The organism is Synechococcus sp. Cruz-7E5, assembly GCF_024345995.1.
Lineage (GTDB): Bacteria > Cyanobacteriota > Cyanobacteriia > PCC-6307 > Cyanobiaceae > Regnicoccus_A.
Map to the genome: position 1 here is coordinate 80,002 of NZ_JAGQCE010000006.1, position 16,391 is coordinate 96,392.

Annotated in this window: 13 protein-coding genes; 5 read left to right on the plus strand and 8 right to left on the minus strand. The window is 66.6% G+C overall.

Annotation, left to right across the window (positions count from 1 at the left end; all coding sequences use genetic code 11):
* Nucleotides 1-6: 6 nt before the first annotated feature.
* The gene (locus KBY77_RS08920; protein WP_255103328.1) at nt 7-1,410 is read left to right on the plus strand and encodes a type II secretion system F family protein; all 1,404 of its coding nucleotides are present in this window, start codon (nt 7-9) and stop codon (nt 1,408-1,410) included.
* Between the two features lie 15 nt (nt 1,411-1,425).
* Here KBY77_RS08920 and KBY77_RS08925 read toward each other — a convergent pair whose 3' ends face one another.
* The gene (locus KBY77_RS08925; protein WP_255103356.1) at nt 1,426-2,706 is read right to left on the minus strand and encodes an NAD(P)/FAD-dependent oxidoreductase; all 1,281 of its coding nucleotides are present in this window, start codon (nt 2,704-2,706) and stop codon (nt 1,426-1,428) included.
* 6 nt (nt 2,707-2,712) lie between these two features.
* Here KBY77_RS08925 and dusA point away from each other — a divergent pair, with 6 nt between their 5' ends.
* Nucleotides 2,713-3,723 (plus strand): tRNA dihydrouridine(20/20a) synthase DusA, encoded by a 1,011-nt coding sequence (dusA, locus tag KBY77_RS08930; protein ID WP_255103358.1) that lies wholly within the window; start codon nt 2,713-2,715, stop codon nt 3,721-3,723.
* On the opposite strand, the gene argH is transcribed toward dusA, so the two are convergent.
* From argH to KBY77_RS08960, 6 genes are all read right to left on the minus strand, one after another.
* Nucleotides 3,720-5,132, minus strand: a complete 1,413-nt coding sequence (argH, locus tag KBY77_RS08935) for an argininosuccinate lyase (RefSeq protein WP_255103360.1) — start codon at nt 5,130-5,132, stop codon at nt 3,720-3,722. The two genes, dusA and argH, sit on opposite strands and share 4 nt — an antisense overlap.
* Before the next feature lie 56 nt (nt 5,133-5,188).
* Complete coding sequence (locus KBY77_RS08940; RefSeq protein ID WP_255103362.1) at nt 5,189-6,553, minus strand: PP2C family protein-serine/threonine phosphatase; 1,365 nt, start codon at nt 6,551-6,553, stop codon at nt 5,189-5,191.
* A 76-nt stretch (nt 6,554-6,629) separates the two neighbouring features.
* Entirely contained in the window at nt 6,630-8,276 is a 1,647-nt protein-coding gene (gene ftsY, locus KBY77_RS08945) for a signal recognition particle-docking protein FtsY (RefSeq protein WP_255103365.1), read from the minus strand.
* Nucleotides 8,277-8,282: 6 nt separating this feature from the next.
* A complete protein-coding gene (gene nusB / locus KBY77_RS08950; protein WP_255103367.1) occupies nt 8,283-8,897 on the minus strand; it encodes a transcription antitermination factor NusB in 615 nt (204 codons plus the stop codon).
* A 29-nt stretch (nt 8,898-8,926) separates the two neighbouring features.
* Complete coding sequence (locus tag KBY77_RS08955; protein WP_255103369.1) at nt 8,927-9,679, minus strand: DUF502 domain-containing protein; 753 nt, start codon at nt 9,677-9,679, stop codon at nt 8,927-8,929.
* 93 nt (nt 9,680-9,772) lie between these two features.
* Nucleotides 9,773-10,420, minus strand: coding sequence for an HpsJ family protein (locus tag KBY77_RS08960; protein ID WP_255103371.1), 648 nt, complete (start codon nt 10,418-10,420; stop codon nt 9,773-9,775).
* A gap of 31 nt (nt 10,421-10,451) precedes the next feature.
* Here KBY77_RS08960 and queG point away from each other — a divergent pair, with 31 nt between their 5' ends.
* From queG to KBY77_RS08975, 3 genes are all read left to right on the plus strand, one after another.
* Nucleotides 10,452-11,450 (plus strand): tRNA epoxyqueuosine(34) reductase QueG, encoded by a 999-nt coding sequence (gene queG, locus KBY77_RS08965; RefSeq protein WP_255103373.1) that lies wholly within the window; start codon nt 10,452-10,454, stop codon nt 11,448-11,450.
* Between the two features lie 26 nt (nt 11,451-11,476).
* A complete protein-coding gene (locus KBY77_RS08970; RefSeq protein WP_255103377.1) occupies nt 11,477-12,379 on the plus strand; it encodes a tetratricopeptide repeat protein in 903 nt (300 codons plus the stop codon).
* Between the two features lie 76 nt (nt 12,380-12,455).
* The gene (locus KBY77_RS08975; protein ID WP_255103380.1) at nt 12,456-14,918 is read left to right on the plus strand and encodes a DNA topoisomerase (ATP-hydrolyzing) subunit A; all 2,463 of its coding nucleotides are present in this window, start codon (nt 12,456-12,458) and stop codon (nt 14,916-14,918) included.
* Between the two features lie 10 nt (nt 14,919-14,928).
* On the opposite strand, the gene purF is transcribed toward KBY77_RS08975, so the two are convergent.
* Nucleotides 14,929-16,359, minus strand: coding sequence for an amidophosphoribosyltransferase (gene purF / locus KBY77_RS08980; protein WP_255103525.1), 1,431 nt, complete (start codon nt 16,357-16,359; stop codon nt 14,929-14,931).
* Nucleotides 16,360-16,391 lie beyond the last annotated feature (32 nt).

Here is a 16,391-nt window from a genome sequence, read left to right on the forward strand (position 1 = left end):
TCCTCCATGCCTGCCTATCTGGCCACTTACACCAGCAGCCAAGGCGACCAGCGTGAGCTGCGGCTGGAAGCCTCCGATCTGCCCGCGGCCCGCCGCAACCTGCGCCGGCGAGGAATCCTTGCCAGCTCCCTGGTGCCGGCGCAGGAAGGATCCACCCCGATCTTCACCGCCACCTACGCCAATCAACGGGGCCAGCAGAAGGTGATCCAGCTGAAAGCCCCTGATCTGGCCAGCGCCAAGCGGGACCTGCGCCGACGCGGCATTGCCGCAACCTCCGTTGTGCCGATGGCCTCGACCCGCTCGGTGCAGGCCAGCGGCGGCAAGGGGAGCACCAGTCTGTTCAGCCGGGATCTGGGGACGATGTTCCAGGCCAGGCCTTCTGTGCGGGAGAAGGCGCTGTTCGCCAGCAAGCTCTCAGCGCTGGTGGATTCTGGCGTGCCGATTGTCCGGGGCCTCACCCTGGTGGCCAAGCAGCAGAAGAAACCGATCTTCCGGCAGGCCCTCCAAGCCGTCGCCAGCGAGGTGAGCCAGGGGGTGAGCCTGGGCGCAGCGATGCGCCGCTGGCCCAAGGTCTTCGATCGGCTCACCATCGCCATGGTCGAAGCCGGCGAGCTTGGAGGGGTTCTGGATCAAACTCTGAAGCGGCTGGCCCTGTTGCTGGAGCAGAACGCCAAGCTGCAGAATCAGATCAAGGGAGCCCTGGCCTATCCGGTGATCGTGCTGATGATCGCCATTGCCGTCTTTCTCGGCATGACGATTTTCCTGATCCCCACCTTTGCCGATCTCTACGCATCGCTGGGTGCGGAGCTGCCTGTCTTCACCCAGATGATGGTGAATCTGAGCGCCCTGCTTCGCTCGGCATTCTCTTTGTTTCTGATCGCCTTTCTGATCCTGGCCGGATGGCTGTTGGTGGTTGTTTACAACACTCCCCTGGGCAAACGGCGGATCGACGGCTTCATCCTGAAGCTTCCCCTGTTCGGCGACCTTATACAGAAAACCGAAACAGCCCAGTTCTGCCGAACCTTCAGCTCCCTGAGCAAAGCGGGTGTGCCGATTCTTATGAGTCTGGAACTTGTTCGAGACACCTCTCGCAACTCAATCTTTGCCGATGCGATCGAGGACTGCCGGGTGGAGATTCAGGACGGCATTCCCGTGAGTGTGGCCCTCTCCCGCAAGAACGTGTTTCCAGAGATGGCTCTGAGCATGTTGGCGATTGGCGAAGAAACGGGAGAAATGGATGCCATGCTATCCAAGGTCGCTGATTTCTACGAAGACGAGGTGGAGGTGGCAGTCAAAGCGCTCACCTCTCTCCTGGAGCCCATCATGATCGTGATCGTCGGCATCATCGTGGGTGTGATTCTCGTGGCCATGTATCTCCCGATGTTCTCAATCTTCGACAAGATTCGCTGAACTTCTACGCACCGCTCAGTCCGCCCGGGCCGCCCGGGCCGCCCGGGCGATGGCGCCTCCGGCCAGCCAGCCGCTGGTCCAGCAGTGCTGGAAGTTGAAGCCGCCGGTGACTCCGTCCACATCAAGCAGTTCTCCGGCGAAGTACAAGCCGGGCTGCTTTCGGCTCTCCATCGTGGCCAGGTTCACTTCCCCCAACGTGACACCGCCAGCCGTGACGAATTCCTCGCCGAAGGGGCCGCGGCCGCCCACCGCGTAGGAGCTGGAGCGCAGGGCGCCCAGCAGATTGTCCTCGTCGCGCCGGCGCAGATCAGCCCAACGCTGGTCGAGAGCCACACCATGACGGTCCAGGAGGTGAATCCAGAGCCGGCGGCTGAGCTCGGGCCAGGGGCGGGCATTCAGCAACTGGCGACGGGCCTGCTGAGCGCGGGCGTTCCGGAAACGTTGCCTGAGCTCATCGGCGGAGCAGCCGCCGCTCCAGTCGATGGAGAGCTCGGCCCGGTAGCCGCTGTCTTTCAGTGCCCGGGCCGCAAAGGCGGTGAGCCGCAGGGTGGCCGGACCGCTCACCCCCCAGCCGGTGATCAACAGCACCCCGCGCTCACGAAAGCGCCCTGAGGGCAGCCGCAGCTCCAGTCCCACCGGATCCATCACCACTCCGCGCAGGGCGGCCAGGGGATTGGCCTCCAGGGCCAGGGTGAACAGGGAGGGCACCGGTGCCACCACGGCATGGCCCAACTGACTGGCCAGCTGACGGCCACTGGGATGGCCCCCGGTGGCGAGCAGCAGGCGATCGGCGCTGAGGGTGCTGGAAGCCCCATGGGCCAGCCCCGGTGCCAGGCGCAGCCGCAGGTTGAAGCCACCACCCTCAAGCGGATCCACCTGGCGCAGGGAGGCCCCCCTCCACACCGTCACCCCGGCGGCGGCCGCCGCCGCCTCAAGCACGGCCACCACGCTGCTGGAGCGGTTGCTGCGGGGGAAGAGGCGGCCGTCGGGTTCCTCCACCAGTTCCAGTCCGCGCTCGGCGAACCAGGCCAGGCAGTCGCCGGGGGCGAAACGGCTGAACGGCCCGCGCAGGGCCCGCGACCCACGTGGATAGTGCCCCACCAGAGCCAGCGGATCCCAGCAGGCATGGGTGACGTTGCAGCGCCCGCCGCCGCTGATCAGCACCTTGCCCAGCGGCTGGGGTGTGGCCTCCAGCAGCAACACCCCCGCCAGCCCCTGCTCCGCGGCGGTGATGGCCGCCATGTAGCCGGCGGGCCCGCCCCCGGCGACCACCAGGGACCAGTCGACAGGCAGCATGGGGGAATGGGGCAGGGAGACGACGAGACGACGCCCGTTGCCGGGGCCTACCGCTTCAGTGTGGCGCCGATGATGGACTGCACCGATCGGCACTTCCGGGTGCTGATGCGGCAGATCAGCCGCCGCGCCCTCCTGTATTCCGAGATGGTGGTGGCCCAGGCCCTGCACTATGGCCGCCGCGACACACTGCTGGACTTCGATCCCCAGGAACATCCCCTGGCTCTGCAGCTGGGGGGCGACGATCCGGCGCTGCTGGCGGAATCGGCGCTGCTGGCGGCCGCCTGGGGCTACGACGAAATCAACCTCAACGTGGGCTGCCCCAGCCCCAAGGTGCAGCAGGGACAGTTCGGTGCCTGCCTGATGGCGGACCCGGATCGGGTCGCCCGCTGCGTGGAGGCGATGGCGACCGCCTCTCACCTGCCCGTGACGGTCAAGCACCGCATCGGCATCGACGAGCTGGACAGCTACGAGTTGCTGCTGGCCTTCGTGGACAGGGTGGCCGGCGCCGGCGCCAGCCGCTTCAGCGTGCATGCCCGCAAGGCCTGGCTCCACGGGCTGGATCCAAAGCAGAACCGCACGATTCCGCCCCTGCGTCACGACCTGGTGCATCAGCTCAAACGGGACCGCCCCCAGCTCACGATCGAACTGAACGGCGGCCTGCTGAGTCTGGAGAACTGCCAGGAGCACCTGGGCCGGGTGGATGGGGTGATGGTGGGTCGTGCCGCCTACGACCATCCCCTGCGCTGGGCCACGGTCGACCGGGAGCTGTTCGGCTGCGGGGAGCACCCTCCGGCCTTGGCCTCAGCGGTGGTGCGTGGCCTGATTCCCCATGCCAGCCGCTGGTGCGGGGCCGGCCATCGGCTCTGGCCCATCGCCCGCCACCTGGTGCACCTGGTGGAGGGGGTGCCGGGAGCCCGGCACTGGCGCCGCCGGCTGGGGGAACGGGCGGGGGAGCGCAGTGCGGGCCCTGAGGTGCTGGAGGCCGCCGCCCAGGAGCTGGAGCAGCAGGGTCTTTAGGAGGATGGGGCCTCAGGTCCCAGGCGCTCGCGGCAGAGCCTGAGCTGCTCCGCCACCCGCTCGAAGCCTGTACCCCCCTCACTTCGGCGGGCGGCCACCACCTGCCGCGGCTCGATCGCGGCGTGGATGTCCGCATCAAAGGCAGGATGAAGCTGGCGCCAGCGCTCCAGGGGCAGATCCCGCAGCAGCAGCCCCTCGGCCAGGCAGGTTTTCACCAGACCACCCACCAACTGGTAGGCCTCGCGAAAGGGAACACCACGGGCCACCAGGTAGTCGGCCACATCGGTGGCATTGGAGAAATCAGCCGCCACGGCCTGCTCCAGCCGCTCGGGCCGGAAGCGGATGCCCTCCTCCAGCAGGATCGTCATCGCCTCGAGGCAATCCGCGGTGGTGCGGACCACATCGAAGAGCGCTTCCTTGTCTTCCTGGAAGTCCTTGTTGTAGGCCAGGGGAAGACCCTTGATCATGGTCAGCAACCCCATCAGGTGGCCGAACACCCGGCCGGCCTTGCCGCGCACCAGCTCGGGGACGTCGGGGTTCTTCTTCTGGGGCATCAGGCTGCTGCCGGTGGCGCAGCGGTCTGTGAGGCGCACAAAACCGAACTCCTCACTGGCCCAGAGGATCACCTCCTCGGAGAGACGGCTGAGATGGACCAGGATCAGGCTGGCGGCGGCACTGAATTCCACGGCGAAGTCGCGATCGCTGACCGCATCGAGGCTGTTGGCATAGATCGCCTCGAAGCCCAGTTCCTCGGCCGTGAGCCGTCGGTCGATCGGCACCGGCGTGCCGGCCAGGGCCGCTGCTCCCAGGGGTGAGATGTTCACCCGGCGACGCACATCGGAAAGGCGCTGGCGGTCGCGTTCGGCCATCTCCACATAGGCCAGCAGATGGTGGGCCAGGGAGAGGGGCTGGGCGCGCTGCAGGTGGGTGTAACCGGGAATGAGGGTGTGCAGGTGGTTGTCTGCCTGGTCCAGCAGGGCCTGCTGGAAGCGCCACAGGCCGGCATCGAGTCCATCGATCGCCTGGCGCAGCCAGAGACGCAGATCGGTGCCGACCTGATCGTTGCGGCTGCGGCCGGTGTGCAGTTTCTTGCCCAGGGGACCGATCAGGGCGATCAGGCGGTGCTCCACCGCGAAGTGCACGTCCTCGGCCTCCACCCCAGGGCGGAACTGCCCCTCGGCCGCTTCCGTGCGCACTGTCTCGAGGGCCGCGATGAGTTGATCCGCCTCAGCGACGCTGATCACCCCGCAGCGGCCGAGCATGCGGGCGTGGGCGATGGAGGCATCAAGGTCCTGCTGCAGCAGGGTGATGTCGAAACCGATCGAGGCATTGAAGCGCTCGATCGCCGGATGGAGCCCTTCCTCGAAACGGTCACTCCATCGCGCCGGTTGGGAAGCCTGTGCCGCCATCGAAGCCAAACCGTGCCGCGAAGCGTCAGCTTGGCATCCGACCCTGGCGGCCGCACTCAGCCAGGCAGGGACGGAAGCACCACCTCCTCACGCACCTTCAGCACCACCATCGAGGCATCGTCGTTCAGCTGATGGTCAGCACCCACGAAGCGATCGAGCCGGTCGAACAGTGCATCGAGAACACCCTGGGCGCTCTTGCCCGCCCGGCAGGCTTCTGCCAGGTGCCGCTGCAGCCGCTCCTCCTCGAAGCGTTCGCCCGTGAGGCCGAGGGCTTCACTGACCCCATCGGTGTAATAGAGCACCACATCACCGGGCTCCAGCAGCACCCGCTCGCAGCCGTACTGGGCCTCCGGTTGCAGGCCGATCAGCAGCCCGGGAGCGTCGAGGCGCTCCACCCCATGGCGCTGGTGCCGCCAGAGCAGGGGCGGATTGTGGGCGGCGTTGGCATAGCGCAGCAGGCGGCTGCGGGGATCGAAGTCGGAATAGAAGAGGGTGACGAAGCGGTGCGAGTGAGCCAGATCCTCCTGCGCCAGTTCGTTGAGGTCATGCAGAATCCGGTCGGGTGCATGGCCGCTGAGCACCTCGGCCCGCAGCATCCCTCGCAGCAGGGTCATCAGCAGACCGGCTGGCACCCCCTTGCCCATCACATCGCCCATCACCAGGGCCCAGCGGGAAGTTTCGCGGCGGCGTCCGCTGAGCTGGGGCCGGGTCGGGATGAAGTCGTAGTAATCGCCCCCCACCTCGAAGGCCGGTCGGCAGCGGGCGGCCAGCTCCACCCCCTCAATCACCGGACAGTGGTCGGGGAGCAGCTGCGCCTGGATCTCGGCGCCCGTGTTGAGCTGGCGATCCAGGCGCTCATGACGGCGGCGGTCCTCCTGCAGCAGCTCGGTTTCAATCGCCACGCCTGTCAGGTCGGCCACCAGCTGCACGTGGCGGCGGTGGACATCGCTCCAGGTCAGGCCTTCGGCGCTGCCAAAGACGTAAAGGCGACCGCGGGCCCGGTTGCGGGCCACCACGGAGGTGCCGAACAGCTGCACCTCCCCCAGCAGACGGCGCACCTGCAGATCGAGCTGGGAGACCTCCTCCTCCTCAGCCAGACCAGCGGGCAGATCCAGCTCCCCCAGCAGGCGCACCAGTTCGCCGCTGCGGGCCGCGGGACTGGCCTGGGTGTGCTCCCGCCAGAGGCGCCCATCGGGGTGGAAGACCACCAACAGGCTGGCCTCGGCTCCCACCAGGCGAGAGGAGACCAAAGGAACCAGCTCCAGGAAGCGGTTCAGGTTGGTGAAGCTGCGTAGGGCAAAACCCAGGGAAGCCAGCAGCTCCTGATTGCGCCGTTGTTCGCGGCTGAGGCTATCGAGCAGTTGCCGCAGAGAAGCCGATGCCGTGAGGGCCTGGTGGGGCCGGGGCGATGGCAGAGGCACGCGGCTGGCGGAATGCGGCTCGAAACAGGCGGCCGCAGGGGCCGAACGGTAGCAGTATTCCCTCAGTGGCTGCCGCTCAGCTGGAGAGGAGAGCTTCGACGAACTCGAAGCTGTTGAAGGGCCGCAGGTCACGGATGCCTTCGCCGGCACCCACGAAACGGATCGGCAAGCCGGCTTCGGAGGCCACCGCCAGCGCCACGCCTCCGCGGGCGCTGCCATCGAGCTTGGTCAGCACCACCCCCGTAAGCCCGGCAGCGCTGGCAAAGGCCATGGCCTGGCGCAGGCCATTCTGCCCCTGGCTGGCATCGAGCACGAGCAGGGATTCCACCACCGCCTCCGGAGCCAGCTTGTCAACGATGCGCCGCACCTTGCTCAGTTCCTCCATCAGGTTGTTCTTGGTCTGCAGCCGACCGGCGGTATCCACCAGCACCAGCTCGATGCCTTTGGAGCGGGCCGCGCCGATGGCGTCATAGACCACGGCGGCCGGGTCGGCATTGGCGCTGGGGTTGGCGATCACCTGCACACCACTGCGCTCGCCCCAGATGGTGACCTGCTGCACAGCGGCAGCACGGAAGGTGTCGGCAGCGGCGATCAGGCAGCTGTAGCCACTGCGCACCGCCAGATTGGCCAGCTTGCCGAGGGTGGTGGTCTTGCCCACTCCGTTCACTCCCACCAGCAACCAGACGTTGAGCCGGTCCCGCTGTGGGGCCAGCAGGGGCTCGCCACTGGCCGCGATCGGCGCCTCGAGCAACCCGCACAACTGCTCCTTGAGAAAGCGCAGACCCTCAGCCGGCTCCACCACCTCTTCGTTCAGGCGCCTGCGCAGGGCCTCGATCACCTGATCGGTAGCCTGCACGCCCACGTCGGCACGCAGCAGACTGGTTTCCAGATCGTCGAGCACCTCCGGGGTGAGGGGATCGTCGCCCAGGGTGTCGAGCAGCTGGGTGACCAGGCCGCGACGGGTCTTCTCCAGGCCGCGTCGCAGGCGGCTGAGCCAGTCGATCTCCTCGAGCGACACCTGATCGACGCGCCGGCCCTGGGCCGCCAGCACCTCGGCCGACCAGGTGAAGTCGGCATCGAAGGACCCCAGTTGCGGGCTGGCTTCCTCACTCGAGGGGGCAGGAGCGGCGGGAGCCTGCGTGGGGATGGCAACGGCACTCGGCTCGGCCCTGGGCGGCGGGTCGGTGCTGGGGGCGAGCACGGTCTGCTGGCGCTCGGCCCGGCTGGCCGCGGCCAGCTCCAGCAGGGAGGGGCCGGCGGGGCTGCGACCCTCCAGCATTGGAGCTGATGGTGACTCCAGCGTTGGCAGCGGGGCGGGCACGGGCTCAGCCGCGTCAACTGGATCGGGTTGAGGGGCGGTGGTCTCATTCGCTTCAGGCGTTGGTTCAGACGCCTCGTGGACGGCAGACGCCTCGGGGACGGCAGCCGGCTGGCTGCGCTCCTGCTCCGCCTTGAGGCGGGCATAGGCCTGACGAGCCCAGTCCAGGGCGTCCTGATCCACAGCGGCGGCTGAGGCGGTGGCGGCTGAGACGGCTGAAGGCTGAGGTGCCTCCTCAGGCACGCTGGGGGGACCAGCGGCAGTTTGAGCTTCAGATTCAGCTCCAGATTCAGCCGTGTCTTTGCCTGTGTCTTCGGCTGTGTCTTCGCCAACCCCGGAGGCCGCGGCAGGCTCAGACGCCGCCTCGGTTGTGTTGGGGCGCCGCCGGAACCAGTCGAAGACCATGCTTGCTCAAGAGACGGAGGTGGTGAGCCGGCGCAGGATCCCGTTGATCATCCGGCGGCCCTGATCATCGCTGTAGCGGTTGGCCAGCTCCACAGCCTCATTGCAGGCCACCGGAGCCGGGGTTCCGAAGGTGTGAAGATCCACAGCCGCCAGCCGCAGAATGTCGCGGTCGATGCGGGGCAGCCGGCCGAGGCGCCAGCCTTCCATCACTGCATCAAGCTGAGAATCCAGGGCTTCGCGGTCCTGAAGGACGGCACGGGTGCGGGCGAGGGCCCCTTCGCGGATCTCGCTCTGGTCGGCAAGCATCAGCAGACGGGGCAGCTCCAGGCTGGCGGAGAGCCGATTGAGCGCCAACTCGGCATGGGTCAGACCCTGCTGCAGGTAATCCCGCACCCGCGGCAATTGATCGGCCGCATCGATCAGTTCACTCTCGAGCAGTTGCTGCTGTGCCTGCTGCAGATCGATCTCAGCATTGTCGAGGGCCTCACGCACGTGCTGGGCCAAGCTGGCCAAGGCCTGCTGCAGCAGAGTCTCCAGCGGCAGATCAGCCGGTGGAACGCGGTCATTGACCTGGCCCAGCATCAGAAGGGCCAGTTCTCTGGAGATGGATCGACTCGGCATCGGGTGGGTCGAGGGTGGCAAGCCGCAGATCAGGGCTTGTTGGGGGGAGAGGACGAGAACACAGGAGCACGCAGCTGGGCAAGCAGGCTGGAGAAGCTGCGGCTGGCTGGGATTTCTCGATCATCATCAGGGCTGACAATCCCTGCGGAGATGATCGTGCGAAACGCATCCTCCACCGAGAGGTCAAGATCGCGGACCGCGGTTTCCGGCACAACGGCGTACCAACCGGTGGTGGGGTTGGGAGCCGTGGGAATGAACACGCTCAGCATCGGTTGGTCGAAGCTTCCCTGCAAAGCACTGCCGAGGACACCGGTGACGAAACCGAGGGCAAACAGACCTTTGCGCGGATATTCCACCAGGACGACCCGCCGAAAGCGAGTGGAATTGTCACGGAAAACTGTTTCGAGCAGTTGCTTGAGTGTCTTGTAGACAGAGCCGGCAAGGGGAATGCGCTGGAGTGTTCCCTCGCCGAAATCCAACAGCCAGCGGCCGACGATGTTGCGGGCCATCAGGCCGATCAACAGAATTCCCAGCAAGGGAACCAGTAACCCGACACCCAGATTAATCAACTCTTGCAGGAGTGGATTAAGGGTATTGAAAGGATTGAACTGCTTGGGAATCGAGGTCAGGAATGCGAGCACAAAACGGCTCACCGTGGTCGCCAACCAGATGGTGGTGGCCAGGGGTATGACCACCAGCAGACCGGCGATCAGATCGTTTTTAAGGTCCTGCTGCAACCGGGTCCCCAACGGTTGATCAGGTCTGGGGCTCGACTGCACCAAGGATGGTCCCGGTTGTCCGGTTTTCGAATTGCTCAGATCAACCTAGCCAGCCGCCTGGTGCAGCAGCAGCTTCAGGATGGCTTCAAGGGATTCTCAGAGCAAAGCGGCCAGAGCCAGCAGGGTGAACGCCACAGCCAGCACCGCGGCTGAGCCGGTGCCTGCGTAACGGCGCTGATTCACCGCCAGACCCTGAGCCCGCTCCGCTTCCTGGACCTGCTGCTCCATCTGCTGCAGCTGGCGGTCGATGAAACCGCGGGCAGCCTGCTGCTTCTGCTCGTCAGTGGCCTGGGGCGGGACCTGACCCGACTGCTCGGCCTGGCGCACCAGTTGCTCCAACACCTGGGGATTCTGGCTCTGCTGCTTGGCCATCTCCAGCTGGCTGCGCTGGGCGGTCAAGGTCTGCTCGTTCTTGGCAGTCAGCACACCATCGCCGCTGATCGCCACCGGCACCGACACCGCCAGGCCAATGGCAAGCAGAGCAGCCAGAGCAGCCACGAGCCAACGCAGGGGGGTGCGGGAGTCGGTCTGATCGAGGCGTGAGCCGAACAGGGCCAGCAGCAGGCCCACCAGGGCCATCGGTGACTGGGTGATCAGGCGCTCGATCACCATCTGGCGGAAGGCCTCCTCCTGCCAGCTCCAGGCGGAAACCACCGCCGCCAGCTGCAGCACCAACAGCACGACAAGGGTGAGGCCGAGCCAGCGCAGGAGATAGCCGAGTCGGCCAGTTGAGGCAGGAGTCACAGCAGGATGACAATCAGCGGCAACTGTACGGGTGAGATCAGGCCATCCCCAGCAACCGGCCGCAACGCCCGAATCTGAGCTCCGCCTTCAGGAGCTGGCGATTGCACTCAAGGAACAGGCCAGGTCCCTGGGCTTCGAGCCGGTGGGGCTGGCAGCCTTACCAGGCGATGGGCGGATGCCCCTGCGCACTGCGGCGCTGGAACGCTGGCTGGAGGCCGGTCACCAGGCCGGCATGGCCTGGATGGCCGATCCCCGACGCCGCGAAGTCACCAGCCTGCTGCCCGGCGTGCGCAGCCTGCTGGCCGTGGGTCTCAACTATCACGTGGCCATAGGGCGTAAGCCGGGCAGCCTGGCCGTCGCCCGCTACGGCTGGGGCAGGGATTATCACCGGGTGATTGATGGACGTCTGCGTCGGCTGGGGCGCTGGCTGGAGGAGCAGTGCCCTGGCGTGGCCTGGCGGGCCTGCGTCGACAGCGCCCCCCTGCTGGACAAGGCCTGGGCCGAACAGGCGGGTCTTGGCTGGATCGGCAAGAACGGCAACCTGATCCACCCCCGACGGGGATCGTGGATGCTGATCGGCCACCTGCTCACCACGGCCGATCTGCCTGGCGATGCTCCATCTGAACCTCTCTGCGGCCGCTGCAGCCGCTGCCTCGAGGCCTGCCCCACCGGGGCCATCAGCGAGCCCTTTGTGGTGGATGCCAACCGCTGCCTCGCTTATCACACGATTGAAAACCGAGACGACACGCTTCCGGCGGCCATGACAGCGGCCATGGGTCCCTGGGTGGCTGGCTGCGACATCTGTCAGGACGTCTGCCCCTGGAACCAGCAGTCGCTTCCCAGCTCGGAGGATCCAGACCTGCAGCCCAGGCACTGGCTGCTCAACCTGCACGCCGAGGAGGCCCTCACCTGGAGTGATGCCGAGTGGGACGAGCGGCTGAGGGGGTCGGCCCTGCGACGGATCAAGCCCTGGATGTGGCGGCGCAATCTTCGGTCGGCCCAGGCCGAGACCCCAGAAGCAGACCCCTAGGCTGAACCATGGATCTCATAGCTGGCATGGCTCCGCGCTGGTTCAACTCTCTGGCGTCGGCTCCCCTGGCCCTGGCCCTGGCCATCGGCCCAGCAGCTTCGGCGCAGGCCCTCGTTCCTTATGTCTACGTGCCCAGGGCAGAGGAACTGGAGGCGGCGGGACTGGGCATCGCCCAGGCGGCCACGCGGCTGCTGCGGCTGGGCCAGGCCGACGACGCGGCCCGGTTGGCGGGCCTGACGGTGCAGCTCCTGCCCAACGACCCCCGCGGCTGGGTGCTGCTGGCGGAAGCGCAGCTGCGCAGCAACCAGATCAAACCCGCCGGCCAGTCGCTGGCGCGGGCAAAGGAACTCGATCCGCGCAACCCCGGCATCTGGTTCGCGGAAGGCTCTCTGGCCCTGCGGGATGGTCAGCCCGGCCAGGCGGTCGGTCTGCTGGAAACCGGTCTGAAGTTAGACGGCAAGAATCCCGGCGCCCACTTCGACCTTGGCAACGCCCACCTGCTGCTCAACAATCCCCAGGCGGCGCTGGGGTCATTTGACCGGGCCTCGGGCCTGCGCAAGGATTTCTGGGAAGCGATCAACAACCAGGGGCTGGTGCTCTATGAGCTCGGCCGCAACGACGACGCCATCCGGCGCTGGCGCAGGGCCCTGGCGATCAATCCCAAGGCCGCCGAACCCATGCTCGCTCTGGCTGCGGCACTCCACACCCGGCCGGGCGACCAGAAAGAAGCCCTGGAGATGGCCAGCCAGGCCCTGGCGATCGAGCCCAACTACGTACTGGATGCATATCAGAAGGAGCAACTCTGGGGTCCGCGGCTGCGCAGCAGCACCCGCGTCCTGCTTGAGAACCCGGCAATGAAGGCCGCCACCGACCGGGCCAATGCCAACGCCACTGGCAGCAGCGATGGGGAAGACTCCGGGGAGGAGTGAGGCCGGACGCTGGATGGGGCCCCACCAGAGAGGATCTGTAGGCTGAGCGCCTTCCGCCCTCAGATCCCAGAACCGGATGGCCGAGGAGCGCGTCCAGCCCATCGCCCTGCATCAGGAGATGCAGCGTTCATACCTCGAGTACGCGATGAGCGTGATCGTGGGCCGCGCCCTGCCCGATGTGCGTGATGGCCTCAAGCCCGTGCAGCGCCGGATCCTGTTCGCGATGCATGAACTGGGGCTGACCCCGGACCGGCCATACCGCAAATGCGCCCGGGTGGTGGGCGACGTGCTGGGCAAATACCACCCCCATGGCGACCAGGCGGTCTACGACGCCCTGGTGCGCCTGGTGCAGACCTTCGCCAGCCGCCATCCGCTGCTGGATGGCCACGGCAACTTCGGCTCGGTTGACGACGACCCGCCGGCCGCTATGCGCTACACCGAGACCAGGCTGGCACCGATCGCCCACCAGGCGATGCTCGATGAGATCGGCAACGACACCGTTGATTTCGCTTCCAACTTCGACGGATCCCAACAAGAGCCCACCGTGCTGCCGGCCCAGCTGCCGTTCCTGCTGCTCAACGGCTGCTCTGGCATCGCGGTGGGCATGGCCACCAGCATTCCTCCCCACAATCTGGGCGAGGTGGTGGAGGCACTGATCGCTCTGATCCGCAAGCCGGAGCTGGGCGACGAGAAGCTGCTGGAGCTGGTGCCCGGGCCCGACTTCCCCACCGGCGGGGAGGTGCTGGTAAGCAGCGGTGTGCGCGACACCTATCTGCTGGGGCGCGGCAGCATCCCCATGCGGGGAATTGCCCACATCGAGGAGGTGCAGCCCGGCAAGGGTCGTCACCGCCGCAGCGCTGTGGTGGTCACCGAGTTGCCCTATCAGCTGAGCAAGGCGGGCTGGATCGAGAAGCTCGCCGAGCAGGTGAACGACGGCAAGATCGGCGGCATCGCCGACATCCGTGACGAGAGCGACCGAGATGGTATGCGGGTGGTGATCGAGCTGCGCAGGGATGCCGAGGCCAGCAAGGTGCTCGCCGACCTGCAAAGGCGCACCTCCCTGCAGAGCAATTTCGGCGCCATCCTGCTCGCCCTGGTGAATGGCCAGCCCCAGCAGCTCAGCCTGCGCCAGATGCTCAACCACTTCCTGGAGTACCGGGAACACACCCTGATCCGCCGCACCAGCCATGCTCTGCGGCGTGCGGAAGACCGGCTCGAGGTGGTTGAGGGCCTGATCCGAGCCCTCGAAGCCCTGCCCGAGGTGATCGAGCGAATCCAGGCGGCAGCGGACGCCTCCAGTGCCAGAGCCAGCCTGCAGGTGCACTTCGACCTGAGCGAACGCCAGGCCGATGCCGTCCTGGCCATGCCCCTGCGACGGCTCACGAGCCTGGAGCAGGACGGGCTGCGCCAGGAGTCGGGGGAACTGCAGGAGGAGCGGGAGCGGTTGCGCCACCTGCTCGACGATAGACCAGCCCTGCTCGATGCCATGGTGGCCGAACTCAAGGCCCTCAAAAAGCGCTACTTCACCCCCCGCCGCACCCGGCTGGTGGCCGGCGGCGACGACCTGCTAGCCCAGAGGGCGGCGGCTGTGCGGCCCAACACCGAGCTGCAGCGCCAGCAGGCTCTCGATGCCCTGCCCGGAGATGGACGACTGCTGATTCAAGCCGATGGTGTGGTGCGGATCGTGGCACCCCAGGCACTGGGGCGACTGCACCTCGATGAAGCAACGCCCCTCGGAGAACATCCGGCCCCGGCACGCCTGATCCTGCCCGTGTCCGAGAGGCCTTCCCTGCTGGCCTTCAGCGCCAGTGGCAGGGTGGCCATGCTGCGTTGGGAATTCGCCGCCCAGCAGCCCGGTTCCCTGGAGAAATTCCTGCCCGAAAGCCTGGTGGGTGATCCGATCGTGGAAGTACTGCCCCTGCCGCAGACGCCAACGGGAACACTGGGTCTGCTCAGCAGCGATGGCCGCTTCAAACGGCTGCCACTGGAAACGTTCCGCGAACTATCCGGCCGGGCCGCCACCGTACTGAAGCTCAAAGACGGTGTGCGACTGCGCCGGGTCGTGCCGTGCACAGACGGTCAGGATCTGGTGGTGGCCAGCACCACAGGTCGTCTGCTCAGGTTGGCCGTGAATGACAACACCCTCCCGCTGATGGGCAAGGCTGCGCAGGGTCCAACGCTGTTGCGACTGCTGCCTGGCGAAAGCGTGGTGGGGGCGGCCTGCGTCGATCCGGGGACCGATGTGCTGCTGGTCAGCCGCCACAGCCAGCTGAGACGGCTGGAGGTGGAGAGCCTGCGCCGCTGTGAGCGTGGAGACCTCGGTCAGATCGGACTGCGCTTCCTCCAGCGGGATGATGAATTGGTCGATCTGCAGGCTGGAAGCGCCACGATCGTGGGCCTGAGGTTCTCCACGGGCCGAAGCCTGCGGCTGGCGATGGCCGAACTCCAGCGCAGCACTGGCGAGGAGGGACCGAAAGAACCGCTCTGGACCTGCTCAGCCGATGAAACCGTGATTGACCTGGTGCCCTTGTTCAGCTGATCAGCCTGGATCAGACAAGGGCCGCCATCCCCGTGGGCTCAAGCATCAACTTGCTGGAGCGCACTGAGTCGTCCATTTCGATCGGGTAGTTGCCGTCGAAACAGGCGGTGCAGAAGTGAGAGGAGTTGTCGTGGGCAGCCTCGAGCATGCCCTCCTTGCTCAGGTAGGCCAGGGAATCAACCCGAAGGTGATCGGTGATCTCCTGGAGATTGAGGCGTGCAGCGATCAGCTGTTCCTGGTTGTCGGTGTCAATGCCGTAGAAGCAGGGGTGGGTGACCGGAGGCGAGCTGATGCGCATGTGCACCTCGGTGGCACCGGCCTCGCGCAGGGCGATCACCAGCTTGCGGCTTGTGGTGCCTCGCACGATCGAGTCGTCGATCACCACCACCCGCTTGCCGGAGAGCACATCCGGAAGGGGATTGAGCTTGACGCGGATGCCGGCCTCCCGCATCGCCTGGGTGGGTTGGATGAAGGTGCGGCCCACATAGCGGTTCTTGATCAGACCATCGGCGAAGGGAATGCCGCTGGCCTTGGAGAAACCGATGGCAGCGGGAATGCCGGAATCGGGCACGCCGATCACGATGTCGGCTTCCACCGCCGTTTCCCGCGCCAGCACCTCACCGATGCGGTGGCGATAGCTGTAGAGAGATTCGCCGAAGAAGCGGCTGTCTGGCCGGGCGAAGTAGATCATCTCGAACACGCAGAGCTTGGTGGGCTCTTCGCACCAGCGCTGGCGGGCCGGCACCGGATCGCCGGCGCTGAAGCGGATCAGCTCACCGGGGCCCACGTCACCGTCGTAAGCGGCGCCGATGATGTCGAGCCCGCAGGTCTCACTGCTCACCACCCACTGACCCTGGTGCTTATCGCCGATGTGGCCGAACACCAGGGGCCGCACCCCATGGCCATCGCGCAGAGCGAACAGCCCAGTAGGGGTACCGATCGCCAGGCTGAAGGCGCCGCGGCAGCGGCCTGCCGCATCGCGGATCGCCTCCTCCCAACCCAGTCCCCCATCAACCGCGTGTTGCAGGGCGAAGGCGATCAGCTCGGAATCGGTTGTGGAGGTGAACTGAATCGCACTGGCCTGGACCGACTGGCGCAGATCCTCGACGTTGACGAGATTGCCGTTGTGGGCGAGCGCGAACGGACCGAGGCGGGTCATCAGCACCACCGGCTGGGCGTTGCAGACACGGCTGCTGCCGGTGGTGGAGTAGCGGTTGTGGCCCACGGCAAGATCACCGGGCATGCGCTCGAGCACGTCCTGATCGAAGACCTGGCTCACCAGGCCCATGTCCTTGTGCAGCCGCACCTTGTCGCCGTTGAACACAGCGATCCCTGCCGACTCCTGACCCCGGTGCTGCAAGGCGTAGAGGCCGAAGTAGGTGAGGTTGGCCACCTGCTGGCCAGGGGCGTAAACGGCGAAGACCCCACAGGCCTCCTCCATCCGGTCGGGCCGTTCCGGAGTGGGGTGCGCGC

Bases quoted from the DNA above. Each gene is read 5' to 3' on its own strand.
- KBY77_RS08920 (WP_255103328.1), top strand. From the start codon at position 7: ATGCCTGCCTATCTGGCCACTTACACCAGCAGCCAAGGCGACCAGCGT.
- KBY77_RS08925 (WP_255103356.1), bottom strand. From the start codon at position 2,706: ATGCTGCCTGTCGACTGGTCCCTGGTGGTCGCCGGGGGCGGGCCCGCC.
- dusA (WP_255103358.1), top strand. From the start codon at position 2,713: ATGGGGCAGGGAGACGACGAGACGACGCCCGTTGCCGGGGCCTACCGC.
- argH (WP_255103360.1), bottom strand. From the start codon at position 5,132: ATGGCGGCACAGGCTTCCCAACCGGCGCGATGGAGTGACCGTTTCGAG.
- ftsY (WP_255103365.1), bottom strand. From the start codon at position 8,276: ATGGTCTTCGACTGGTTCCGGCGGCGCCCCAACACAACCGAGGCGGCG.
- nusB (WP_255103367.1), bottom strand. From the start codon at position 8,897: ATGCCGAGTCGATCCATCTCCAGAGAACTGGCCCTTCTGATGCTGGGC.
- KBY77_RS08970 (WP_255103377.1), top strand. From the start codon at position 11,477: ATGGCTCCGCGCTGGTTCAACTCTCTGGCGTCGGCTCCCCTGGCCCTG.
- KBY77_RS08975 (WP_255103380.1), top strand. From the start codon at position 12,456: ATGGCCGAGGAGCGCGTCCAGCCCATCGCCCTGCATCAGGAGATGCAG.
- purF (WP_255103525.1), bottom strand. From the start codon at position 16,359: ATGGAGGAGGCCTGTGGGGTCTTCGCCGTTTACGCCCCTGGCCAGCAG.